Here is a 24,030-nt window from a genome sequence, read left to right as displayed (position 1 = left end):
CGCGCCGTTTAGAATAGCGGCGACCCTTTCCCCGACGAGGCTGAATGATGCGTTCCCGTGGTCTGTTGTCCCTCCTGATCCTCCTGAGCATCGCGTGCCCCGCACTGGCTCAGGACGACCGCAAGCCCGACCAGTTGCGCAAGATGTACGACGACGCGCTGGCCCAGCTGAAGTCGGTGCAGGACCGCCGCAATGAACTGTCCCAGGAAAACGAAAAGCTAACAGTAAAACTGAAAGAATTGGAAGCGAAGCTCGCGGCGACCGACGTGGAACTGGTTAGCCTGAAGAAGGAGGCCGCCGGCGTCGCCGAGCGCACGTTCTTCCTGCGCGCCCACCACGCGGCGTGGCTGAGCTTCATGGAGCGCTATCCCGACCTCGTTTCGAAGTGGCGCCTTTACCTTGGTGCCCCCCTGCTCGTGCCCCAATCTGCCGACGCCGACGACGCTTGGCCGTTCGACATGGCGGGATGAACGCACGCCCTCTTCCTCAACGCTTGGCCGACTCTGTCATCCCAGCCGGCCACGGCTCGTTGACCTCTGCGCCGAACTGCGAGTCCATCTCCGAGCGAATGACGTCCATCAATTGCGGCATCGCTTCGTCGTGCGAGAACCGCTCGGGGTGCCCGGCCACGCTCTGACGCATTCGGCTGGCCGTAGAGATGCGGGGCTCAATCTCGGCCGAGTAGAAGCCCGACCAATCCTGCCCGTAAACATCATCCAATCGCGGCAGATGGAATGGCTCTGGCTTGCGATCTGAAGCGAACGATATATCACGCGCCAGCCACGGATAGACCACGTCCGACGTCAATCCCACATCGTAGTGACGCTTAAGCGGACGGCCATTCGCCCACCAATGGCCCTGCACGGCCCGCACCGCTTCGTCCGTCTGCCGAGGCGAAACGGCGCCCAGTGCCCACAGCTCGTCCGACAGCGCCAGCGTCACGGCGTCGTCGAACGATCGCGATTCGTCCGCCAGCGCGCGGGCGGCGACGCGGATGCCGATGACGTGCGACATCGTATCGTCGTAGGTGAATGCCGACGGGCGTTCGTCGACGAAGAAAACGGTGCGATTGCCGAACCAAGAAATGGCCTCGTGCCACGTTAGCATCAGGTACGCCAAGCGCTGGCCGGTGCGGATCGAAACTTCCTGAACCAGCGCCGCCCGGGCCTCGGGCGTCTGCTGGTCCCACGTCTGCGGATAGTGCAGCGCGACGTGCAGCCTTGCGTTGTTCATGCCGGGCAGCGTGAGCTGCGCATCGCCCGCGTTCATCGCGTCGCGCACCTGCAGGACGTAATACCGCGTCCAGTCGATCGTGATGCGGAGGTGGGCGACGTCCAGGAAGCCGGCGCGTTTCGTGTAGATGATGCCGCGCTCGCGCTCGTCAGTCTGAAACATTCGCGGCCAGCGGCCATGGCGATGTCGGCCGAGGTCGCTGGCGTCGGTGGTGGAGTAGAGCGTGAAGATGCCGTGGAACGGCAGCGCCCCAAGTCGCGATCGTGGCACCGCGCACCCGCCCGCCCCACCGGCAGTGACCAGCAACGCGAGCAACATGACGAAGGCGAGCGACGATTGACGACAGCCCAAGCGCACGATCTCCGGCGTCGTGCGCGTTCGCTCAGTCGCGCGGCCGAGGCCTGCTTTTGACTGATGCAGACAAACGAACAGTGACTCAAATTGGTCACACTTCGCGCAGGATTCCAGTTCTGCGCCTTTGCTTTTTCCAAACTTAAGAGGAATGCGGAGCTGCGCTCCTGCCGCGAAAATGCGATTCCTGAACCGCGCGTACAAGCGGTCGCGCGCAAACCGGATGCCACGGGTGGTACTCCATCCGTGGCATCCGGTCTTTCCGTCGACAATCGAAGTCCGCAACACCCTCTAGCTCGCCGGTGGCGTGGCCGGTGGCGTCGCAGGGGCGCCCGGGGCACCGGGCGCCGCGGGGGCAGCGGTGGGAATGGCGAGGTCCGGGGGCAAGGCAGGCAGCGCGACGCTGCCCTCCTGCGTCACTTCCGTGCGGGCCGCGCGGGCCGCGGCAAGGTGCGATTGGGCGGCGGCGGTATCGCCAACCGCGGCGGCGAACTGGCTCCAGGCGTACTCGGTCAGCATCAGGCTCACGCCCGCAGCCGTCTTGGCGCTGCGGGCACCGGGGGTTGATCCTCCCGCTTGCGAGACCGTCGTCAGCGTCTCGACGGCACTTCCGAACTCCGTGTTGGCCTTCTCGACGGCGGCCTTGGCGGCGTCTGCCAGGCCATCAGCACGGGCGCCGGCGGGCACCTCGTAACCCCCTTTGGTCAGTACGGGAGCAAGCTCGGTTAGCGCCGTCGCACGCGCGGTTGCCAGCTGCGCCTGTCGGCTGAGCAATATCGCCAGTTCCTGTTGGGCAATGCCCTTCTGCAGGTTGAAGCCGGCCGGTGTGAACGTGTTCTGCTGCGCCTTGAGGGCCGTCACCTCGGGCGCGTCCTGGGCCGCGGTGATGCGCGACGTCAGATCGCTGTTGACCGTCTGCGCGTTCTGCGCGGCTAGACCGTAATGGTTGACGGCGTTGTCATAATGGTCGTTGGCGATCCGCAGGTTCTTCTCGAATTCATCCACCTCTGTGGCCAGCGCCGACGACGTCTTCTCAATCGAACCAGCCCCGGTACCGTCCCCCGAGACGATCTGCTGCGTTGCGTCCTTCAACTGCGTCCCAGCGGCCTGCACCTCGGTCCAACCTTGATCGATCGTGCTGCCTTGCTGTTCGAAGTGCTGCACCGACTCGGCCCGCAGCTTTTCCTGGGCCTGGGCGATCGCCAGATCCTGGCGAAGCGGGATCAGGCTGGCGCTGAGGACGTCCGCCTGGGCGACGAGGTCCATCGCTTCCTTGCGCTTCGTGCTGGCACGCTTGTACAGGTCGACCGCCTCGCGGCCGGTGGCGGCCGTCGACTGCTGCTGCAACTGCTCGGCCTCGGTTAGGGCCGCGGTGCGCTGCTCGTTCAGCTGGCTGATCTGACCCTCGGCGTCGCCGATCTTCTGCTGCAGTTCGGTGGCGCTCGACTTGACGGCCGTCAGCGCTCGCAGGGGCGGCACCCACACGCCATCCTCACCCTCGCGCATCTCCTGCACCTTCGTCGCGATCGACTGCTTTGGCTCGACCGGTTCCATCTTCTGCAGGTTTTCCAGCGTGCGCTGGGCGTCGGCAACGCTGGCGTTCATGCGGTTGATATCGGCGACGAGCTGCGCGATCGTGGCGGCGTTACCGCCGGCCTCGGCGCTGGCGATGCGGGCAGCGGCGAGTTCCTCGTCGCCCAGCAGATCGTGCACGTTCACCTTCGCCGCGGCGCTGGCGCCGTCGACCTGCGACGCCTTCACGAGCGCCGGAATGCGGCCGGGCTGATTGGCCTTTTCAGCTTCGGCGATCAACTGCGCGACATCGGCATCGGCCTGACCGGTCGCCGAATCGCAACCGCCGATCATTCCCGCCAGGGGAAGCAGACCCACGAGCGCCGCCAGTCGAACCTGCAGTTTCCGCATTGATGTCTTCTCCAATTGCGTGTGACGACAGGGAGTTGCGCCCCGTCGCAAGGGCTGGATGATCCGCCAGTTGACGATTGTGACGACGCCTTGGGCGCGTGTCAAATTGGGTCGGTCTTGACGACGGTCCGAGAACTATAGGTCCGTCGCGAGCCCGCAGCCTGATCCCCCTGCCGGCGTGGCGGCATAGGGGCCAAAATACTGCCTATTCCCCGGCCGCGGCCGGTTGGGTCGTGCTGGCGTTCGCCGCCAGCATAGCGGCGGCCAGGCGTTGCAGGATCGGCTCCGGGTCCTCGGCCGCCATCTTCTGTAGGGCGGCGGATCGGGCATCGCCCAACGGATCGGTCGACATGGCGCCTAGCAGTCGCGTGGTCCAGATTTCACTCGACAGCATCGCGCGCATGCTGCGGGCCTGCTCATCGTCCTTCTCGGCTGCGGTCGAGAGATACCAAGCCCAACTGGCGATGGCGTTGGTCGAGTCGTTGCGGATCTGACCGATCAGGTTGGTCCATTGCTGCAGCATCGCGTTGGCCTGGGCCTGATCGCCCTCTGGAACGCTTGCCTTGCGGACGGACGAGACGATGCCGCCGATCAGTTCCAGCGCGTTGAACTTGTCGGTGGGCGACGACCCGTTCAGCGACGCGACCAACTGGCCGCGCGACTGCTCGTTGTTGATGGGGAACGGGCTGCGGGCAAAGATGCGCGGGAACGACACGCGTGTGCCAGCGGCCCCGGGTTCGATGCCGCGCTCTGTGGCGACCGGGTTAGTGACGACCGAGACGAACGCCTGCACCGACGGCGTCGGGTTCGACGCCAGCAGGGTCGCCAGCGGCCCGCGGTCGATGCGCACGTCCTGGGTCACGCTCTGCTTGGCGCGCAGCACCATTACGTCCGACAGCCGGTCGTAGGTGACGCCCGTCAGTTGTTCCTGCACCATGCCGCGCAGCTGCGCGTTGAACCAAAGGTCCGGCTTCAGCACGCCGTCCGGACCGACCGCGATGTCGAACTCGCTCTGGTTGACGAGCGTGATGCGCGCGAACATCGGTTCGCCATACGCGTGCGTGCCGCGCAGCGGTTCGCCGCGCAGCGTGTAGAAGGTCTGCGGTTCGTCGATGATCGACAGCCATTGCCGGGGGAACTTGTCCAGCTGCGACATGATCATCTCAGCGCCGTTGTCGCTGGGGCGCTTCACGCCGAACTCTTTCACGCCGTCCCACACGATCGCGCCGAGCAGCCCCGAGCTGGCCCGCGCGACCGCGTCGCGCCCGGCAGTCAGGCCCTCGGCCTTGGTCGCGGGATCGGCCAGCTTAATGCGTGCCAGCCCGAGCGCCGCGATCGGGTCGCGGTCGGCGACGGCGCTGAGCTTCACGGTTGCCTCCTGCGGGCGCTTCTGCACCAGCAACAGCCAACCCTGCAGCCGGGCCAGCGTCACGCTGTCTTCCGACGCCAGCTTGGACAAAGCATCGATCGTTTTGGCGGCGTCGTCCGGGCGGTTGGCGAAGTACAGCTGGAACCACGCCAGGTCGCCCAGCGCACTGATGAGGGCCCGCCGACGATCGGCATTCTCGGGTTCGGCGGCGGCGGAGATGTCTTCCGACAAATCGGGCAGTGGCCCGTCCAACGGCGCGACGGTCGGGCGCGTGGTCGCATCGGTCTGTCGCGTCGTCAGCACGCGGCCGCGCAGCAGCGCGCCGGTCTCGTTCACGAGCGTGGTGTACTCGTCGGCGTCACCGTTGCGATTTGCGAGCAGCCGGACCAACAGCGCGTTGACGTCGGCGGGATCAACGCTCAGCAGCTGCCGCGCCAGACCGTCAGCGTCGTCCGGGCGATCGGCGAGCAGGAACTGGGCGGCGTACGCGGCGACGAACGCCTGCGACGGTGACATCTCCTGCCGGTTCAACACCCGCACCGCGAACCCGTACCAGTCGAGCGACGGCCGAACGAGGCCCGCATCGGCAAGCACGCCGGCCAGCTCGGTCGCACCGGCGGAATCCACCGGGTTGGCGCGCATCATCCGCAATAGCATGCCGACGCGCTCGGCGGGCGTGGCGGTGTCGCTCGTCATCGCGTAGTTGTCGCGCAGCGCGGCGCTGTTGAGCGGGTTCAATCGCAGCGCCTGCTCGAACATCGCCTTGGCCTGCGCCATCTGCGATCGCTCGCGGTGCAGCAGCCCGGCGTTGTGGGCGGCGTACGAGCGCACCTCGGGCGGGATCGTCGGGTTGTCCAGGATCGAGACGAGGTAGGCCAGCCGCTTCTCGGCGACCTGGAAGCGCGTGGTGTACAAATCGATCAACCGTACCTGCGCGAACTGGTCGCCGGGCACGAGCTGCCGGTAGGCCCGCAATGCAGCGATCGCGCCTTCCATGTCACCGGCGTGAATTAGCGCCTCCGCCTGCAGCTTCGGATGTTGCGGGTCGCGCGGGTCGAGCTTGTGTGCCGCCGCCTGCAGCGCAGCGGCCTGACGCCACACGGCCGGCGTGGGTGTGGTGGACCGGAGCAAGTCGTACCCGAGGCCGGCGATGCGCTGGGCCAGCAGCGCGTCGGCCGCGGCTTGGGCGGGGTCGATGGCGGCCGGTGATGCGGTGGGCGCGGCCGACGACGTTTCGGTGGCGGTGTCAGTAACGGCGTCCTGCGCCATCGCCAGGGGGGACGTCGCGAGCAGAAGTGCCATCACGGGGGTGAGCACGGGACCGATTCTTGGCATGAGCTTCCTTCTTGCGTGATGCGGAACTTCGTTTCGCGCGGGCCAGCGGTTGGCCCCCGTTCCTCTGTTATCGGCCAACGAGCGTCAGGGCGACAGCGCTGACGCCGGAGACCCCACACACCGCCGCCGCCAGCACGCCGGCGACCGTGTCGGCCCGACCGGGCGAAAACGCCCGACCGACGACGCAGAGCAGGACGACCAACTGCGCCGCCGCCGCCAGCGCGACCGCGGCACATCGCACGGCGTACGTGGCGATGTCGGGGCGCGACCATTCGCTGACCAGCACCGACGCGTTCTGCCAGCCCCACAGGGCCGTCATCATCAGCCCCACCGTCGCCATTGCCCCGAGGACGATCGTCCATGATCGCATCGTCTGCTCCGTTCGAAAAATCGTCACGCCCACAGCTCGCGCAGCATCGGTTGCCGTGCGGTCATCTCCTGCACGTCGCCCACGAGGGCGGCCCGGCTGCAGAGCCATTGTTCCCATTCGTTCTGCCCCGTCTTGCGTGCAGCCAGCGCCCACAGGGCCTGCACCATCGCGGCGTCGTTAGCGGGCATCAGCTCGGCCAGCTGCACCTTTACCGGGATGTTCTGCATTAGCGACGGCCACGCGCCAATGCGTGCTTCGTATTCGGTTTGCGTCCGTAGCAGATGCAGGGACTCGCCGAGCGACAGCCGCTCTGCGTAGAGCTGCGACAGCGTGCGGTAGGCGGTCGGCAGGTCGCCGACGTTCACCGATGCGCCCGCCAGCATCAGCTGGGCCGAGCGGGCCAGCCCCTTTAGCGGCCCGAGGCGATGCCCGAGCAGTGCGCGCGACAGGTCGGCCGACTCGTCCCAGCGGCGCTGGGCGTGGCGCAGGAGGGCCAGGTGGTGCAGGCCGAGCAGCTTGGTCGATCGGAACAGGCTGAAGCCCCGCAGCGCCTGTGACAGCTGCACCTCGGCGGCGTCGTACATGCCGGCGGCGATCAAGGAGGACGAGCCGGCGGCCAGCGCGGTGCCGCGGCGGCTGCCGAGGGTGAGGGCGACCCAGGCGGCGCCCACGGCGAAGAACGCGGCGGTGCGGACGGCGTCGTCGCCGAACAGCATCGCGACGATCAGCACCGTCCCCAATACTGCCTTAAGCGCTGCGCCAAGCGCGAGGTCGCGGCGCAACCGCGCGATTGCGCTGCGTGCGCTAAGGGGTGGATAGCTCGATTCTACGGTCGTTTCCATGCGTTTCGTCGTAATTCTGCGAATTGTCGGCTATCCGCCACCAGCCTACATTCCCTGCGGCGCGGGGGCCGGTTCGTATTTCGCCGCCGTTGGCGCAACATTGGGATAACGGCGGGTCAGCTCGATCGCGGGCGCCAAAAGTGTCGCGCGGCGCCACGCGAGGCGCGCCTGCTCGTCGTTGCCCATCTGGTCGTACGCGCGCGCGACCAGCGCGTACGCGTCGCCCACCCGATGCCCAAGCTTGTCGCGCAGCATCGCCGACCGCTGCTCGAAGAGCGCGATCGCCTCGGCGGGATGACCGGTCTTCACGTCGCGGTAGATCTCAATCAGCGCCAGGCCCGCCGAGTCCTCACGGTCACCCAGGCGGCGAAGTTCGCCAATCGCGCGGTCGGCGTCGAACAGGTGATCCTCGTGCAGCATCGCCATCGTGCGCCCCACGCCCAGGCCGTAGTGCGTGCCGGGGTCCAGCGGCACGTGTTCCAGCAGGTAGCTGTGCACGCTGATCGCGTCCTCGTATCGGCCATAGCGGGCGAGCACGCTGGCGAGGTAGATCAGCCCCTGCACGCGAATCCCCGCGCTGCGCGGTGGCGCGAGCAGCAGGCCATCCAGCGCCATCCCGGCGGCGGGCCAGTTCCGCAGTTGCACGAACTCCTCGATCGCCTCCAGCTGCCGTTGTTCCGCACGGTGCCGGCGCACGTTGCTGAACGAGCTGGCCGCCGCCCCACCCACCAGCAGGAGCACGATCAACGGCAGCAGCGCGCTGACGCTCTCGCCCACCGTGCTGCCCGTGGCCGAGAAGTAGCCCATGAGCAGGATGACCAGCAGCATGCCCGCGACGAAGTAGCCGACCAGCGGCGCGCGCGGCCGTTCACTGCTGCGTTCGAGCAGCGTGGGCACATCCAGAAACGGGGTGGGCGGCGCGGACATCGTCCGTCCGATTGTAAGCGGGACGCCCCTGATTGGAAGCAAGTGCGGGGGCGGACTTTGTGGTATCGCTACGGGATGACGATGTCTACCGACGGCAGTGGACTTAGAGCGTGTTATGCACTTTGGGGGCCAGTAACGCAGGCGTGACGACGCTGGGTGCCACGGTTTGGTATTCCAAGCCGTGTCTGCGTGTACCGGCACGGCTTGGAGTACCAAACCGTGGCACCCAAGCCAGTTTCTGAGCTGGAAAGTGCATAACACGCTCTAGGCAGTGTTTACCGGTTCGCGCGTGTCCGGAACTAACTGTCATCCCGAGCGGAGCGGTAGCGACTCGAGGGATCTTAAGTGGCGAGAACCGTCCGCGTGCCGATCCCTCAGGTCGCTACCGCTCCCTTCGGGATGACAACGTTGAGGTCTGGGCGACTTAGAATGATCTGCTAAGCAGTGCCAAGGTCGACCGGTATTCGTCCGTCGGTTTAGCCCCTGCCGCGTCTTCACTCCCGCATGTCCCATTCGATGCCGGACGCCGAGGTGGCGTTCGATCCGACGCGCTGGATGAATTCGACCAGGTTGCCGAACGGGTCGCGCGTGTGGAAGCGAATGTGCCCGTCGAACGGCGGTGGTTCCTCAATGCCGAAGCCAGCGCCGGCAATCTTGCGGCGCCAGTTGGCCAGGTCGTCCACCTCGTACGCGAAGTGCGAGCGCAGCTGGAAGCGGTTGCCCCCCTCCTGCGTGCCCACGTGCACCTCGCGTGCGCCCACGAGCATCCAGAACCCGCCGCGGCGCAGGTTGTCGGGCTTGGGGATTTCCTTCAGGCCCAGCAGCTCGAGGTAATACGTGCGGGCCTCGGCCTCGCCTTCGGGGGGAATGGTGAACTGTGCGTGATGCAGACCGAGAATCATGATGCGCGTGCTTTCGAAGAAACGTCCAAAAAGTATCAAGAGTTCAACGCAGAGTCGCGGAGGATACGCGGAGGAACGCAGAGAATCTCTATCACCTCATTCCACGCCCGGCAGAAATACGGGGGGAGATCCTTCGGCGTACCTCAGGATGACGACCATTCTGTTCGAGGCTCAAGGGTACAAACCATCATCTGAATCTTCTCTGCGAAGCTCTGCGTTACCTCTGCGCCTCTGCGTTGAACACCACCCGCCACCGTCACCCGGCCGGCAGGTAGTTTTGCCACTAACTACCCGATTCGGCGGACGAACTCCACCTGGTTGCCGAACGGGTCGCGTACCTGAAATCGCTCGTGCCCCGGCATCACCGGCGGGTCCTCGATCTCAAGGCCCGCTGCGATCAGGCGTTGCCGCATCTCGGCCAGGTCGTCCACCTCGTAGGCGACGTGGGCGTTGCTGGCGGTGCGATCCGGCAGCGAATCGATGCCGAAGTGGACCGTGCGGTCGCCCACCTGCACCCAGAGGCCGTTGGGGCCGAACGGGCGATGAACTTCCGTCAGACCGAGCACGCCGCAGTAGAACGCACGGCACCGCTCGACGCCGCCCGCGGGAATGCCGACCTGGGTGTGGTGGAGGTTGATGATCATGGGGTGAAACAGTTGGACGTTGACCTGTTATAGGTCGTCATCCTTAGGTACTCCGAAGGATGACGGGATTTCGCTAACTGGAGACCACTTAGAAGGCGAGTCTACCAACACAGTTGTCATCTCGATGGGAGGCTTGCCGACCTGAGGGATCTCGAATTACGGACGATTCATGGCCTTGGGAGATCCCTCTGCTCGCCTTAGGCTCCCATGGGGATGACACGTCCCTGATTAACGAAGGGGTTTTGTCCGCCAGCCTTCAGTCGCCAGCAGCTCGAAATCACCCCCTCCTAGCCTCCCCCGGCGTACCGGGAGAGGGACCGGACCGAGCTACCGCACCACCGCCAGGCTCCGCAGCGACTTGGGCGCTTCGAACGAAACGTCTTCCTCGATCAGCGTGCGCGTCTCCACCACGCCGCCGAACTCGTCGCGCAGGCGGTCCAGCAGCGCGTTGACCAGTCGTTCCGGGGCAGATGCGCCGGCGGTCACCATCACCGCCGACTTCCCGGCGACCCATTCGGGCTGCAGTTCGCTGGCGTCGTCGATCAGGTGACCATCCTTGCCGGCCTCGATAGCGCGGTCGACCAGCCGCTGGGAATTGCTGCTGTTCTGGCTGCCGATCACCAGCACCACGTCCACCTCCGGGGCTATCTGCGTGACGGCGGTCTGGCGATTCGTGGTGGCGTAGCAGATATCGTCCTTGGCGGGATGGCGGATGGTGGGGAACCGCTTCTTCAGCGCCGCCACCACGCGGTTGCAGTCGGAGACGCTGAGCGTGGTCTGGGTGACGAAGGCCAGCTTCGTCTCGTCCGGCACGGTCAGGTGTTCCACCTCCTCGGCCGACTCGACGACGATGATGTGATCGGGCGCTTCGCCGACGGTGCCGATCGCCTCGTCGTGGTTGCGGTGGCCGACGAAAATGATCGTGTACCCCTCGCGGGCGTAGCGCAGCACCTCCACGTGCACCTTGCTGACCAGCGGACAGGTCGCGTCGACCTCGATCAGCTTGCGCGCCTTGGCCGCCTGCCGCACCACCGGCGAGATGCCGTGGGCGCTGTAGACCAGCGTCGCGCCCGGCGGCACGTCGTCCACGGAATCTACAAACTTCACGCCGCGGCTCTTGAAGTCTTCGACGACGTGGCGGTTGTGGACGATCTCGTGGTAGACGTACACCGGCGCGCCCTGCAGCGCCAGCACCTGGTCGACCACGTCGATCGCCATGTTCACACCGGCACAGAAGCCGCGGGGGTTGGCTAAGATGACCTTCATCGTGGGAGATTGTATCGGGGAAAGGGGGAAAAATCCTTCGGGGGTGAGGCGAACGGATGAACCGTGGCTGAAGGTGTGCTCGCTAGTCAAGTCCAAAATCCCAAGCCCCAATGACCAACAAATGACCAATGACCAAATCCCAATCGGAGCTGCGCACCCGACGACTCGTCATCCTGAGGTACTCCGAAGGATCTCTTCTCTGAAGCGGAATACGGGGGGAGATCCTTCGGAGTACCTCAGGATGACGAATGCGCAATACGCGCACCAAACAGTTCGGGCTCTCCCCCGCTGTGTCTGCCTCTGTGCTCTTTGTGTCCTCTATGGTTCAACCCTCTTCTTCGCGTCCCCTTCGCGTCTTCGCGCCTTCGCGTCTCTTCTCCATCGCAGAAGAGAGACAGTCCCACACAAGACGGAGGGAGAGACAGGCAGGAATGCCTGTCCTACAGAAGAGAAGAGAGACCGCGCGCGGCGACGGTTAGACGGCGGCGATGGCGCTCATGCGTTCCAGCAGGCCGCTGACGCCGGGGTTGACGTCGGACTTGATCGTCACGCCGAACAGCTCCACCGAGGACGGCGTGTGGATCAGCTGCGGGATCGTGCCGGCGTACAGGTCGCTGGCGATCGCCTGCAGGTCGGGCTGGACCGCCGCAAACGTTTCGGGCGTGTTGGGGGCAAGCAGGCGGTCGTGGATGCGGATCAGGATCTCATCGGTGCGGAACTGCAGCTTGCCGGCGAACTCGGGGTCGCTTTCCAGCATCGCCGCGAGCGTGAGCGTCGCCGACACGGCCTGGCGGGCGCGGTCGCGGAACGAGCCGGGGAAGGGTTGCTTGCGCGAGTACAGCAAACCCAGTCGGCCGGCGGTGCGGTCGGAGTAGAGGTTCGCCTCGTGCGACACCAGCACGGTGCCGGGGCCGCTGGGGACGTGGGCGTAGTCGGTCACGTCGATCAGCAGATGATCGGCGACGGCCTGACCCTGGATCCAGCGGTGGAAGACCGGAATGAACGCGGCTTCCGGGACATCGTTGGTGGTGGCGAAGAGTTTGACGGAAATTTTGTGTGCGTTCATGGGAAGCTTTGCTTTTTCGTACCACGGGCGGCCCGCCCGTGCTCCTTGTTCCTCTCCAAGTACGCCGGGAGAGGCTGGATGAGGGTGCATTTAAATGACCAATCACCAAACCCGAATGACCAATGAATGCCCAAGCACCAATGACCAAAAACTGCAGGGTCACCGGTCATTGGTCATTGGGGCTTGATTGGTCATTCGGATTTGGTCCTCGGTCATTTCTAACCCCTACACCTTCGCCGCCACCGCCGGCGCAAGGTTGACCGCCAACTCCGCCCGCACCTTCGCGTGGCACTTGTGGGCGGCGTCGATGAAGAGGTTCGTCTCTTCGACGAGCTTGTGGGCGGTGTCGCTCGTGTAACGGGTGTCGGCGCCGGCGTGGCGGTTCAGGAAGTAGTTGCTGAACTGGTCCAGGTGGAACCGGTCGCGGAACAGGCCCGTGTCGACGAAGCGCGTCTTGAACTCGCGCACGATCGTGTCCGGGTCGGTCGGCACGTCCAGCCACTGCTCCTGCACCAGCGTCTTGGCGGCGGTGATCATGGCGCCGTAGGCCATGTCGTCGGCGGCCTTGTGGTTGCCGGCGTCCAGCTGCAGCTGCGCCTCGAACGCCTCGCTCTCGGCGGCGGCGAAGCCGAAGTCGGCCAAGGAGACAACCTCACCGGCGCACTCGCCGACGCCGATGTCACCGATGCTGTACGAACGCGGGTCGCCCCAGTCGGTGTAGAAGTCGGGGTTCTCGGCGAACGGCGGCACCTTCACGAACTGCTCGACGATCGTCTTCAGTTCCTTCTTGCCGATGCGACCGCACCAGCCCTGGAAGCTCTCTTCGCCCTGGCGCTCCTGCGTGTAACGGCTGGTGAGCGCGGTGACGAGGCTGGGGATGGCCTTGCTCGGCACGCTGCCCATGGCCAGCGCGTAGCTGCCGCCGTTGCGGCTCCACTGCCCACCGAGCATGACCTGGAAGTGCGGCACGGTGAAGCCACCGACGTTGCGGCTGTTGCCGTAAAAACCAAGGTCGGCCACGTGATGCTGACCGCAGCTGTTAAAGCAGCCGCTGACCTTGATGCGCAGGTTCTTCACCGGCTTTTCCATCGTCATCGCGGTCTCGGCCAACCGGCTGCGCAGTTCACCTGCCAACCCGCGCGAGCTGGCGATGCCGAGCTTGCAGGTATCGGTGCCGGGGCAACTGGTGGCGTCGACGATCGTGCCCGCGCCCGGCTGGGCCAGGCCGACGGCCTTCAGCTCTTCGTAGAGGGCCGGAATCTTCTCGCGCGGCACCCAGCGCAGCACGATGTTCTGCTCGACCGTCGTGCGGGCGTTACCGTTGGCGTAGCGCTCGGCCAAGTCGGCCAAGGCGCGCGATTGGTCTGGCGTGAAGTCGCCCAGCGGCAGCGTGACGGTGACGACGGCGTAACCGGGCTGGCGCTGGTAGTAGACGTTCGTGTCGCACCAGGCGTCGAACTCGGGCGACTTCTTGCCGACCGTGAGTTGGACGGTCTTCAGTGGCTCGCCGACCTCTTCCCAGGTGGGGATCGTCTCGAGATGCTTTGCCAGCGTGGGGTCGGCCGGCATGATCTTGAGCTCTTCGAGCACGAGCCGCTTGAACTCTTCGATGCCGAGCTTCTGCACCAGGAACTTCAGGCGGGCGCGGTTGCGGTTCTTCTTCTCGCCCAGGCGAGCGAACACACGGCCCATGGCGCGGGCGAGGTGGAAAACATCTTCTTCGGAGACGAACTCGTCGAACAGCTTCGCCTGGTGCGGCACCGCGCCAAGGCCGCCGGCGACGAACAGTTTGAAGCCGCGCACCGTCTTGCCATCCACCTCGCGAACGGCGGCGATGCCACCGAGGTCGTGGATGTTCACCAGCGCGCACGCCTCGTCCTCGCACCCGCTGAAGGCGATCTTGAACTTACGGCCGAAGTCCTGTGTGTCGGGGTGGCCCAGCAGGTACATCGCCAGCGCTTTGGCGTAAGGCGTGACGTCGAACGCTTCGGTGTTGCACACGCCCGCCAGTGGGCAGGCGGTGACATTGCGTACGCTGTTGCCGCACGCCTCGCGCGTCGTAATGCCGACGGCGGCGAGGCGGCGGAAGATTTCGGGGGTGTCTTCAATGTGGATGAAGTGCAACTGGAAATCCTGCCGGGTGGTGACGTGCAGGATGTAATCGCTGTACTCCTCGGCGAGGTCGGCCAGCACGCGGAACTGCGCGGGTGTGACGCCACCGTAGGGGATCTTCAGCCGCAGCATGCCCGGCGCGTCCCAGTAGGTGTCGGGGCCTTTGGTGAGCGACGAGTACGGCAGCTTTTGCGTGACCAGGCCGTCGTGCCGTTGACCGTTGTCGTAGCGTTGGCCGTAGGCGCCACGGCGCAACCGCTGCTCGGCGAAGACCTTCTCGTCGATCTTGCCGTTCTTGCGCAGCGACACGGTGGCCTCGAACGAGTCGATCTCGCGACCCAGATCGGCCGGGATCTGATCGCCTAGTTGTTCTTTCCAATTGGACGACGGCATGGGGTGTTCCTTGGGCGGCGAAAATACGCCTACTAACCTATAGAGGAACGGGGGATTGGGGTCAAGCGGAGCCGTGCGGCTTGCCCTGCTGGCACAGTACAGGTTCAATGTCGCCAACAAAGGGAACCTTATGAAATTGCAGTTCGTGCGTCATTTGTGGGGTGTCAACGAACCGTGGGAGACCTGCTTCCCCAAGCTTAAGGCGGCCGGTTTCACGGCGATCGAGACCGCGCTACCCACCGAGGCCGAACGTCCACGTTTCAAAAAACTGCTGAACGAGCACGGCTTTGGGTTCATCGCGATGGCCTTTTCGGGTGGGCCGGACGTGCAGGCACACGTGAGGTCGTTTCGAGAGCAGGTCGAGCAGGCGAGCGAGTTCGGCGCGATGAAGATCACGAGCCACGCCGGGCGGGATGCTTGGTCGCCGGCTGAGGCCGATGCATTCTTTCGGGAAGCGCTGGCGATCGAGAAGTCGATCGGCCTACCCGTGGGCCACGAGACGCATCGCGGCCGGCAGATGTTCAATCCATGGCAGGCGCGGGACCTGCTGGAACGGCACCCGTCGCTGAACATCTGCGCCGACTTTTCCCACTGGGTCTGCGTTGCCGAGCGGCTGCTGGGCGACTGCGACGACATCATCAAGCTGACGGCCGAGCGGACGATTCACCTGCACGCGCGCGTCGGCTACGAGGAAGGCCCGCAGGTGCCCGACCCGCGAGCGCCGGAATATGCTGGTGCGCTGGCCGCCCATGAACGGTGGTGGGATATGGTTTGGCAATCACAGCGGTCGCGCGGGGTGGCTGTTAGCACGCTGACGCCCGAGTTTGGGCCACCCGGGTACATGCACACGCTGCCGTACACCGGGCAGCCGGTCGCGAACCTGTGGGAGATCTGCCACTGGATGGCGGATCGGCAGAAGACACGGTTTATGGACGCGCGGTAGATCTATCTAACACCCTGTCATCCCGAGGGGAGCGGGCGGGACGCGCGGGATCTCCCATGGCCGGCACCGTCCGCCAATCGAGATCCCTCAGGTCGGCAAGCCTCCCATCGGGATGACAGTTGGTGTTGTAGTACGCCCATGGCAACCGCCGGAGTGCGCAAAGAAAAGAGCCGTGGGCGATCGCCCACGGCTCCCGTTGCTTTTCGATTGAACCGCCCGGCCTATTCCCCATCCTCATCACTGCCATCATCTTCCGCCTTCGCGACGGCGACCTTCTTGCGGGTCGGGGGCTTTCGGCGGCTGCCCTGGGCACGCAGGATGCCGTGCCAGAATTCCTGTTGGGTCACGTTCGAGCCCGACACCTTGATGAACTCGCGGTGGGCGTGGTCGAATTCCTCGCTGAAGGGCAAGATCTTGCCCGCCTTCACGTGGCGCGACAGCACGATCTTCAACTGCTTCACCTGCTCTTCGGTCAGGTTGCTTGCCGGCAATTCGGCGGCGGCGTTGCCGCTGCTGCGCGTGTACTTCAGCATGGCGGCGTACAGCTGTTCCTTTTCCGCATTCTTGAACGTGCGGTCCTGGAAACCCTCCCAGATCTCGTCGAACTTTTCCGTGTACGGCAGCTCATCGCGGGCCACACCGGCGGCGTTGTACAGTTCCTGCAGGTGCTCTTGATCGATCGAATTCAGCTTCAGCGGCGGTCGCATACGGAAGTCTCCAGAGGGTGAACGAACGACCCATTGTAGTCGAAACCCGACTTTATGCCAGAGCGCCGGGACCGATAACGTGGCCGCCACCGCGCCCGACAGGGACATCGCCTGCCATTCTGATTATAATCGCCCGCCGCGACCGGTCGTACGACCCTCGCGACGACCGAACGGCACCCGTTTTCCCATTGCTGACAGAGCTATGACCACCGCCAACCCCATCGCGTCCCAGAAGTTGAACAAGTTTTCCTCGCGCATCACCCAGCCCGCGAGCCAGGGTGCATCGCAGGCCATGCTGATCGCCACCGGCCTGTCGTGGCAGGACCTCGACAAGCCACAGATCGGCATCGGCAGCGTTTGGTACGAGGGCAACCCCTGCAACATGCACCTGGCCGACCTTGGCAACCACGTGAAGCGCGGGGCCACCGAGGCGGGTTGCGTCGGCATGCGATTTAACACGGTCGGCGTGTCCGATGGCATCTCGATGGGCACCGATGGCATGAGCTTCTCGCTCCAATCGCGCGACCTGATCGCCGACAGCATCGAGACGATCATGGGCGCCCAGTGGTACGACGGCCTCGTCGCGTTGCCCGGTTGCGATAAAAACATGCCCGGCGTCGTGATGGCGATGGGCCGCCTCAACCGCCCGTCCATCATGGTCTACGGCGGCAGCATTCGCGCGGGTTGCGCCAAGATTCGCGGCACCGAGGAAAAGCTGGACGTGGTCAGCGCGTTCCAAAGCTACGGCCAAAGCCTCGCCGGCCGCATTACCGAAGTGGAACGCAAGGAAATCCTCAGCCGTAGCTGCCCCGGCCAGGGCGCGTGCGGCGGCATGTACACCGCCAACACCATGGCGTCGTTCATCGAATGCCTCGGCCTCACGCTGCCGTACGATTCATCCCTTCCGGCCGACTCTCAGGAGAAGATCGACGAGTGCATTCGCGCCGGCGCCGCGGTGAAGCGGCTGTTGGAACTCGACCTGAAGCCGCGCGACATCGTGACGAAGCAGAGCTTCATCAACGCGATGCGCCTCACGATCGTGCTCGGCGGGTCGACGAACGCCGTCCTGCACTCGATCGCCATGGCCCGCTCGTTCGGGATTGATCTGACCATCGAAGACTGGCAGCGCGTCAGCGACACCACCCCCCTGCTCAGCGACTTCCGCCCGAGCGGCAAGTACGTGATGGAAGATCTGCACGCCGTCGGTGGCGTGCCGGCCGTCATCAAGATGATGATCGAAAACAAGTTCATCGACGGCTCGCAGATGACCGTCACCGGCAAAACGCTCGCCGAGAACGTGAACGAACTGCCAAGCCTGTCCGCCGGCCAGCCGATCGTTCACGCGCTCGACAACCCGATCAAGCACGACGGACACATCCGCATCCTGAAGGGCAACCTGGCGTCTGAAGGCGCCGTCGCCAAAATCACCGGCAAGGAAGGCACGCAGTTCGAAGGCCCGGCCAAGGTCTACGATTCGGAAGAGGACATGCTGGTTGGCTTGGAAAAGGGCCAGATCGGCAAGGGCGACGTGATCATCATCCGCTACGAAGGCCCCAAGGGCGGCCCCGGCATGCCCGAAATGCTCACGCCCACGAGCGCGCTGGCCGGCTACGGCCTGCTAAACGACGTCGCCCTTATCACCGACGGCCGCTTCAGTGGCGGCAGCCATGGCTTCATCATCGGCCACGTGACCCCCGAAGCCGTCGAGGGTGGCACGATCGCCTTGGCCAAGACCGGCGACCGCGTGCGCATCGATGCCGACAAGAACACGATCGATTTGCTCGTCGCCGACAGCGAACTGGCCACGCGCCGCAAGGCCTGGCAACGGCCGGCGTACAAGGTGCACCGCGGTACGCTTTATAAGTACATCAAGAACGTGAAAAGCGCCAGCGAAGGCTGCGTGACGGACGAGTAGATTTCGGTTCCCTCTCCCGGTACGCCGGGAGAGGGTTAGGGTGAGGGTGATTTCGCTGTAACGAGAGTCGTCAGCAGTTCGAAATCACCCTCACCCAGCCTCTCCCGGAGTACCGGGAGAGGGGCCGGATTCGGCGACATCCGGCTTCAACATCACCGCCCCCAGTGGCGGCAGCGTCAGCATGATCGACTTTGGCCACTGGTAATGCGGCAGTGGCGACGCCTCGATCGCGCCCAGGTTGCCCTGCCCGCTGCCCCAGTAGAGTTTCGCGTCGCTGTTGAAGATTTCGCGCCAGGTGCCGCCGATCGGCAGGCCCACGCGATAGTTGTGCCGCACGACGGGCGTGTGGTTTACCGCCACCAGCACCACGTCCTTCGGATCGCGGCCGCGCCTTAGGAAGGTCGTGACGCTTTGGGCGTTGTCGTTGGCGTCGATCCATTCGAAGCCGAACGGCTGGCAGTCGCCCTCGTGCAGCGCGGGCTCGCTGCGGTACAGGCGGTTCAGGTCGTCGACCATCTTCTGCGCGCCGCGGTGCGAGTCCCAGCCGAGCAGGTCCCAATCCAAACTGCGGTCATGGTTCCACTCGCCCCACTGGCCGAACTCGCCGCCCATGAACAGCAGCTTCTTACCAGGTTGGGTGTATTGGTTGACGAGCAGCAGCCGCAAGTTGGCGAACTGCTGCCAGTGGTCGCCGGGCATGCGGCTCAGCAGCGATCCCTTCAGGTGAACCACCTCATCGTGCGACAACGGCAGCACGTAGTTCTCGCTGTACTGATACATGCCGCGGAAGCTGAGCTTGTTGTGGTGGTAGCTGCGGTAGACCGGGTCCTGCTGGAAGTAGCGCAGCGTGTCGTTCATCCACCCCATGTCCCACTTGTAGCCGAACCCGAGCCCACCAATGTGGATCGGCCGCGACACCATGGGCCACGAGGTCGATTCCTCGGCGATCGTCTGCACGTCGGGGAACTGGCCGTAGATTTCGCGGTTCATTTGCCGCAGGAATTCCATGGCTTCGATGTTTTCGCGCCCGCCGTACTCGTTGGGAATCCACTCGCCCTGCTTGCGGCCATAGTCGAGGTAGAGCATCGACGCGACGGCGTCCACGCGCAGTCCGTCGGCGTGAAACTTATCCAACCAGAAGATTGCGCTCGAGAGCAGGAACGAGCGCACCTCGTGCCGGCCGTAGTTGAAGATCTCGCTCTTCCAGTCGGGGTGAAACCCCTTGCGCGGGTCGGCGTGCTCGTAGAGCTTGGTGCCGTCGAAGAACGCCAGGCCGTGCTCGTCGCTGGGGAAGTGCGACGGCACCCAATCGAGAATGACGCCGATGCCGCGCTGGTGCAGCGTGTCGACCAAAAACATCAGGTCCTGCGGCGTGCCGTACCGACTGGTGGGCGCAAAGTACCCCGTCGTCTGATACCCCCACGACCCGTAAAACGGATGCTCCATGAGCGGCAGAAACTCGACGTGCGTGAACCCGCGATCGGTGAGATAATCGGCCAGCTTCGGCGCGATCTCGCGGTACGTTAGAAAGCGGTTCTCCTCCTCCGGCACGCGCATCCACGAGCCCAGGTGCATCTCGTAAGTGCTCATCGGCTGATCGAGCTTCTGCCGCTGGCCGCGCTCCTTCATCCAATCGGCGTCGCTCCAGTCGTAATCCAGCTTGCGGACGATCGATTCCTTCCGCGGCGCCGGCGCGTGCATGAAGCCGAACGGGTCGACCTTGTCTACCGTGTAGCCGTTGATGCACGACACGATGTGGAACTTGTAGAACGATCCTTCCTTCGCTTCGTTGATCACCCCTTCCCACAGGCCCGACTGGCCGCGAGCGGTCATCGGATGGCGGCCTTTGTCCCAGCCGTTGAAGTCGCCGATGACCGAGACGCTGTGCGCGTTGGGGGCCCAGACGGCGAAGTGGACGCCACCGCCGGGCTGGCAGTGCGCGCCGAGCTTGCCGTACAGGCGGCTGTGCGTGCCCTCGTTAAACAGGTAGAGGTCGTGATCGCCAAGGGTGGGCGAATCGGCCGATGCGCTGATGCGCTGCTTCTGGTTCGCTGTGATGCTCATGAACTTGCCTCTTCTTCGCTTGCTCGGGCCGCGCATCTGCGCCAATACGGCAGACGGCTTAACTCTCCCTCTCCCTCCGGGAGAGGGCCGGGGTGAGGGTGCGTTCCATGACGGTACGCATCTGCAGAACCACACGCCCTCACCCTAACCCTCTCCCGGAGGGAGAGGGGACCAGAAGCGCACGGCTACGCCGGCCCTTCCGTTGGCGCCACGTCCTCCGGCTTCGCCGCCAGTGCGCCTTCCGGCACGGCGGCGTGGGTTTCGTTCAACAGCGTCGCCACGGCGCGCAGCGGGATGTCGACCCAGTCTGGCCGTGAGTTCAACTCGTACCGGATCTCATACAGCGCCTTCTCCAACACCCACGACCGCAGCACCAGTTCCGCGTCCGCCAGGCTCGGTGGCAGCAGGTCGGGCCGCACCTCGCGCAATCGCGCGGCGTACGCACGCACGAACTCGCGGCTGAGCCACGCGCCCCACAGCACCGCGCCACGCACGTCGCGATCGCGCGCCGCAACACGGCCATCCGGTGGCAGCAGTTCCCAGTGCCGACGCAGCGATGTCCAGGCGGCGTAGTCGAAGCTGCGGACCATGCCGGCGACGTCGCGCATCGACGACCGCTTCAACCGCCGTTCGCCAACCGGGCGCAGCGGTTCACCTTCGAAGTCGATGATGACGAAGTCCTTGCCCGTCCAGAGCACCTGCCCGAGGTGGTAGTCGCCATGCGTGCGGATGCGCGGCGCGCGGATCGGTCGGCCGGTGAGCTCGCGGAACATGTTCAGGATGTCCGCCTCGCGCGCCATCACTGCCTTGGCAGCCTCGGCGGCCTCGGGTGGAAGCGAGGCGAGGCGCTGGGAGATCGTGGTCATCGCGGTGCGCGTCGTGTTGCGCATCGATTGCAGCAAACCGCGCTGGTAGACGGGGCTGTACGGCTCCGGCTGGAACGCCGCGTCGCCCGACTCCACCGCCATCGCGGCATGCATTTCCGCGGTGCGCTGGCCCAGCAACCGCGCCAGTTCCAACGGCTCGGCGATCAGCGAGACGACGTCGGCGGGCGGCGCGTCCACATCGCTGGCGCATCCAGCATCGCCCGGCAGGCAAAGCGCGTCGAACTGCTCGGCCGGCAGCGCTTCCAGTCCCTCAAAGTACCGCTGGCCAAAGTCCAGGAACGTGCCCCAGGCGTCCCCCTCGTTCGGCACGTACGTCAGCACGACCGCCAGCGTACGCGGCGCGCCGTGACCGGTGATCTCGATCGCGCCCGCCAGCGCCGCGGTGTTGGCAAAGGCCGCCTTGGCGGTGAGGTGTTCGCCGATCTCCAGTTCCGGGTTCACACCGTCGCCCAGCCGGCGGTAGAGCTTCAGGATGAGCTGATCGTCGAAGACGACGTTCGTATTGCTCTGTTCGCGGTCGGGCATCTTCGGTTCCAGCGTCGCCAAATCCAGCCTTGCCGCACCGGCGCCGATCGGCCGGCCAACCAGGCGTACGCCCGGCCCGTCGATGGTTTGCCCCTGCACCGCGGCTTGCAGCAGCAGGCGGGCAAAATCGGGGTCGGTCATGCCGTCCTGAATGATCCAGCGATCGCCCGCGGCGTCGGTGACGCGAAGCAGCACGCCCGCCTCGCCCGCCGGTGTGCTATGCCACGTCTTCGCGGGCGTCGCCGACAACGGCACGGCGTACGTCTCGGCTTCCCCCTCGGTGAACTCGACATCCACCACAAACAGATATCGCTGCTGGTTCGACGCTGCGGAAGAACCTTCTGTCGGGCGCACCGGAAGCTGTGCCGCGACGCGTGCGCCGCGCACGCTGCGCGCCTTCGACACGAACCATCGCCGCGTCGGCAGCAGGCGTGGCAACTGCAGTTCGAGCATGCGGGCGAACGCCGCGCCTTGCATCAGGATCTCGCCCATCGCCTGCACGCGCACGTCGGCCAGCACAGGCTGCGCCGTCGCGGTGACGGTGACGGCCGGTTCGATCGTGAACCAGAAGAACCCGTGCGGGCCGACCGACAGCGTGTACTTGCCCTCGCCCGCGATGGTGGGGAAGCGCACGTTGCCGAACATCTCGACCGGCGTCGCGCCGATGTATTCGGGCAAATCCAGCTCGACCGGTTGCGCGAAGCGCGACAGGTTGGCGATCACCAGCACCTGCGATTCGCCATCGGTCCGCAGGAACGCCAGCACCTTCGGGTTGGCCGGCGACAGGAATTTGATCTCGCCATGGCCGAGGACGGGGTTGCGCTTGCGCAGCGCGATGAGGCGCTTCATCCACCACATTAGCGACGAGGGGTTGCTGCTCTGCGCTTCGACGTTGATCGATTCGTAATGGTATTCCGGATCGATGATGATCGGCAGGAACAGCCGCTGCGGGTTGGCGCGGCTGAAGCCGGCGTTGCGGTCGGGGCTCCACTGCATCGGCGTGCGCACACCGTTGCGATCGCCCAGGAAGATGTTGTCCCCCATGCCCACCTCGTCACCGTAGTAGATGACGGGCGTGCCGGGCATGGAAAACAATAGCGCGTTCATCAGTTCGATCTTCCGCCGGCTGTTGTCCAGCAGTGGCGCCAGGCGGCGGCGGATGCCCATGTTGATACGGGCGGCGGGGTCGCTGGCGTAGACGCGCCACATGTAGTCGCGCTCCTCATCGGTCACCATTTCCAGCGTCAGTTCATCGTGGTTGCGCAAAAACATCGCCCACTGCGAGGTCTTGGGGATGGGTGGCGTCTGCTCGAGGATGTCGATGATCGGATAGCGGTCCTCCATGCGCAGCGACATGAACAGCCGCGGCATCAGGGGGAAGTGGAAGTTCATGTGGCACTCGTCGCCCTCGCCTTGCCCGAAGTAGGCGATCGCGTCCTCCGGCCACTGGTTGGCCTCGGCCAGCAACATGCGGCCGGGCCAGTTCGTGTCGACGTGCGTACGCAGTTTTTTGAGGAAATCGTGCGTCTCGGGCAGGTTCTCGCAGCTCGTGCCCTCGCGCTCGTACAGGTACGGCACCGCGTCCAGTCGCACGCCATCCACACCGGCGGCCATCCAGAAGTCGCACACCTTCAGCACGGCCTCGTGCACCGCGATGTTGTCGAAGTTCAGGTCGGGCTGGTGGTGGAAGAAGCGGTGCCAGTAGTACTGGCCGGCCTGATGGTCGAAGGTCCAGTTGCTGGGTTCGAAGTCCTTAAAGATGATCCGCACGCCGCTGTACTTTTCCGGCGAATCGCTCCAGACGTAGAAGTCGCGCTCGGGACTGCCCTTGGGCGCCTTTCGGGCGCGCTGGAACCACGCGTGCTGGTCAGACGTGTGGTTGATGACCAGTTCCGTAATCACCCGAATCTGCCGGCGGTGCGCCTCGGCGATGAACCGGCGGACCTCGTCGATGGTGCCGTACGAGGGGTTCACGCTCGTGTAGTCGGCGATGTCGTAACCGTCGTCCTTCAACGGGCTGGGGTAGAACGGCAGCAGCCAAATCGCGGTGATACCGAGCTGTTCGAGGTAATCGAGCTTCGAGATCAACCCGTTGAAGTCGCCGATGCCGTCGCCGTTGCTGTCGGCGAACGAGCGCACGTGCATCTGGTAGATGACGGCGTTGCGGTACCACATGGGGTCATCCGGGAACGCGTCATCGCGCACGGTAACGGGGGGCGCAACGGGAACGAGTGTCGTGGGGGGCATTGTTGTCGA

17 protein-coding genes are annotated in these 24,030 nt (G+C 65.1%); 3 read left to right on the top strand and 14 right to left on the bottom strand.

Going from position 1 to position 24,030, the window contains the following annotated elements:
• The first annotated feature begins 44 nt into the window (after positions 1-44).
• Positions 45-470, top strand: a complete 426-nt coding sequence (locus VGN72_01530) for a hypothetical protein (GenBank protein ID HEV7298016.1) — start codon at positions 45-47, stop codon at positions 468-470.
• Positions 471-486: 16 nt separating this feature from the next.
• Here VGN72_01530 and VGN72_01525 read toward each other — a convergent pair whose 3' ends face one another.
• The 11 genes from VGN72_01525 to VGN72_01475 form a co-directional block, all read right to left on the bottom strand.
• Complete coding sequence (locus VGN72_01525; protein HEV7298015.1) at positions 487-1,584, bottom strand: DUF4056 domain-containing protein; 1,098 nt, start codon at positions 1,582-1,584, stop codon at positions 487-489.
• Between the two features lie 291 nt (positions 1,585-1,875).
• The gene (locus VGN72_01520) at positions 1,876-3,507 is read right to left on the bottom strand and encodes a hypothetical protein (GenBank protein ID HEV7298014.1); all 1,632 of its coding nucleotides are present in this window, start codon (positions 3,505-3,507) and stop codon (positions 1,876-1,878) included.
• 205 nt (positions 3,508-3,712) lie between these two features.
• Complete coding sequence (locus tag VGN72_01515; protein HEV7298013.1) at positions 3,713-6,211, bottom strand: hypothetical protein; 2,499 nt, start codon at positions 6,209-6,211, stop codon at positions 3,713-3,715.
• 67 nt (positions 6,212-6,278) lie between these two features.
• Positions 6,279-6,581 (bottom strand): hypothetical protein, encoded by a 303-nt coding sequence (locus VGN72_01510; protein HEV7298012.1) that lies wholly within the window; start codon positions 6,579-6,581, stop codon positions 6,279-6,281.
• 23 nt (positions 6,582-6,604) lie between these two features.
• Positions 6,605-7,423: a hypothetical protein gene (locus VGN72_01505; GenBank protein HEV7298011.1), complete on the bottom strand. Its 819-nt coding sequence runs from the start codon at positions 7,421-7,423 to the stop codon at positions 6,605-6,607.
• Positions 7,424-7,468: 45 nt separating this feature from the next.
• Positions 7,469-8,350 (bottom strand): tetratricopeptide repeat protein, encoded by an 882-nt coding sequence (locus VGN72_01500; protein ID HEV7298010.1) that lies wholly within the window; start codon positions 8,348-8,350, stop codon positions 7,469-7,471.
• Between the two features lie 494 nt (positions 8,351-8,844).
• Complete coding sequence (locus VGN72_01495) at positions 8,845-9,252, bottom strand: VOC family protein (GenBank protein ID HEV7298009.1); 408 nt, start codon at positions 9,250-9,252, stop codon at positions 8,845-8,847.
• A 287-nt stretch (positions 9,253-9,539) separates the two neighbouring features.
• Positions 9,540-9,896, bottom strand: coding sequence for a VOC family protein (locus VGN72_01490; GenBank protein ID HEV7298008.1), 357 nt, complete (start codon positions 9,894-9,896; stop codon positions 9,540-9,542).
• A 327-nt stretch (positions 9,897-10,223) separates the two neighbouring features.
• On the bottom strand, positions 10,224-11,162 hold the full coding sequence (gene ispH, locus VGN72_01485; GenBank protein HEV7298007.1) for a 4-hydroxy-3-methylbut-2-enyl diphosphate reductase: 939 nt from the start codon (positions 11,160-11,162) through the stop codon (positions 10,224-10,226).
• 475 nt (positions 11,163-11,637) lie between these two features.
• Complete coding sequence (locus tag VGN72_01480; GenBank protein ID HEV7298006.1) at positions 11,638-12,228, bottom strand: hypothetical protein; 591 nt, start codon at positions 12,226-12,228, stop codon at positions 11,638-11,640.
• A 225-nt stretch (positions 12,229-12,453) separates the two neighbouring features.
• Positions 12,454-14,733 (bottom strand): nitrite/sulfite reductase, encoded by a 2,280-nt coding sequence (locus VGN72_01475; protein HEV7298005.1) that lies wholly within the window; start codon positions 14,731-14,733, stop codon positions 12,454-12,456.
• 130 nt (positions 14,734-14,863) lie between these two features.
• Here VGN72_01475 and VGN72_01470 point away from each other — a divergent pair, with 130 nt between their 5' ends.
• Entirely contained in the window at positions 14,864-15,676 is an 813-nt protein-coding gene (locus VGN72_01470; protein ID HEV7298004.1) for a TIM barrel protein, read from the top strand.
• 221 nt (positions 15,677-15,897) lie between these two features.
• On the opposite strand, the gene VGN72_01465 is transcribed toward VGN72_01470, so the two are convergent.
• On the bottom strand, positions 15,898-16,383 hold the full coding sequence (locus tag VGN72_01465; protein HEV7298003.1) for a hypothetical protein: 486 nt from the start codon (positions 16,381-16,383) through the stop codon (positions 15,898-15,900).
• Between the two features lie 202 nt (positions 16,384-16,585).
• Here VGN72_01465 and ilvD point away from each other — a divergent pair, with 202 nt between their 5' ends.
• Positions 16,586-18,298 (top strand): dihydroxy-acid dehydratase, encoded by a 1,713-nt coding sequence (ilvD, locus tag VGN72_01460; protein ID HEV7298002.1) that lies wholly within the window; start codon positions 16,586-16,588, stop codon positions 18,296-18,298.
• Positions 18,299-18,388: 90 nt separating this feature from the next.
• Here the strand turns inward: ilvD and glgB are convergent, their stop codons facing one another.
• Positions 18,389-20,362: a 1,4-alpha-glucan branching protein GlgB gene (glgB, locus tag VGN72_01455; protein HEV7298001.1), complete on the bottom strand. Its 1,974-nt coding sequence runs from the start codon at positions 20,360-20,362 to the stop codon at positions 18,389-18,391.
• A gap of 185 nt (positions 20,363-20,547) precedes the next feature.
• Positions 20,548-24,021, bottom strand: coding sequence for a maltose alpha-D-glucosyltransferase (treS, locus tag VGN72_01450; protein ID HEV7298000.1), 3,474 nt, complete (start codon positions 24,019-24,021; stop codon positions 20,548-20,550).
• Positions 24,022-24,030: the final 9 nt, after the last annotated feature.

It is taken from the genome of Tepidisphaeraceae bacterium, assembly GCA_035998445.1.
Lineage (GTDB): Bacteria > Planctomycetota > Phycisphaerae > Tepidisphaerales > Tepidisphaeraceae > DASYHQ01.
The sequence above is the reverse complement of the archived record's forward strand: the minus strand, read 5'-3'. Positions and strand labels throughout refer to the sequence as shown.

What these genes read in the sequence shown, in the direction of transcription:
- VGN72_01510 (HEV7298012.1), bottom strand. Translation starts at nt 6,581, where the DNA reads ATGCGATCATGGACGATCGTCCTCGGGGCAATGGCGACGGTGGGGCTG.
- VGN72_01530 (HEV7298016.1), top strand. Translation starts at nt 45, where the DNA reads ATGATGCGTTCCCGTGGTCTGTTGTCCCTCCTGATCCTCCTGAGCATC.
- VGN72_01495 (HEV7298009.1), bottom strand. Translation starts at nt 9,252, where the DNA reads ATGATTCTCGGTCTGCATCACGCACAGTTCACCATTCCCCCCGAAGGC.
- treS (HEV7298000.1), bottom strand. Translation starts at nt 24,021, where the DNA reads ATGCCCCCCACGACACTCGTTCCCGTTGCGCCCCCCGTTACCGTGCGC.
- ilvD (HEV7298002.1), top strand. Translation starts at nt 16,586, where the DNA reads ATGACCACCGCCAACCCCATCGCGTCCCAGAAGTTGAACAAGTTTTCC.
- VGN72_01470 (HEV7298004.1), top strand. Translation starts at nt 14,864, where the DNA reads ATGAAATTGCAGTTCGTGCGTCATTTGTGGGGTGTCAACGAACCGTGG.
- VGN72_01500 (HEV7298010.1), bottom strand. Translation starts at nt 8,350, where the DNA reads ATGTCCGCGCCGCCCACCCCGTTTCTGGATGTGCCCACGCTGCTCGAA.
- ispH (HEV7298007.1), bottom strand. Translation starts at nt 11,162, where the DNA reads ATGAAGGTCATCTTAGCCAACCCCCGCGGCTTCTGTGCCGGTGTGAAC.
- glgB (HEV7298001.1), bottom strand. Translation starts at nt 20,362, where the DNA reads ATGAGCATCACAGCGAACCAGAAGCAGCGCATCAGCGCATCGGCCGAT.
- VGN72_01475 (HEV7298005.1), bottom strand. Translation starts at nt 14,733, where the DNA reads ATGCCGTCGTCCAATTGGAAAGAACAACTAGGCGATCAGATCCCGGCC.
- VGN72_01480 (HEV7298006.1), bottom strand. Translation starts at nt 12,228, where the DNA reads ATGAACGCACACAAAATTTCCGTCAAACTCTTCGCCACCACCAACGAT.
- VGN72_01520 (HEV7298014.1), bottom strand. Translation starts at nt 3,507, where the DNA reads ATGCGGAAACTGCAGGTTCGACTGGCGGCGCTCGTGGGTCTGCTTCCC.
- VGN72_01490 (HEV7298008.1), bottom strand. Translation starts at nt 9,896, where the DNA reads ATGATCATCAACCTCCACCACACCCAGGTCGGCATTCCCGCGGGCGGC.
- VGN72_01505 (HEV7298011.1), bottom strand. Translation starts at nt 7,423, where the DNA reads ATGGAAACGACCGTAGAATCGAGCTATCCACCCCTTAGCGCACGCAGC.
- VGN72_01465 (HEV7298003.1), bottom strand. Translation starts at nt 16,383, where the DNA reads ATGCGACCGCCGCTGAAGCTGAATTCGATCGATCAAGAGCACCTGCAG.
- VGN72_01515 (HEV7298013.1), bottom strand. Translation starts at nt 6,211, where the DNA reads ATGCCAAGAATCGGTCCCGTGCTCACCCCCGTGATGGCACTTCTGCTC.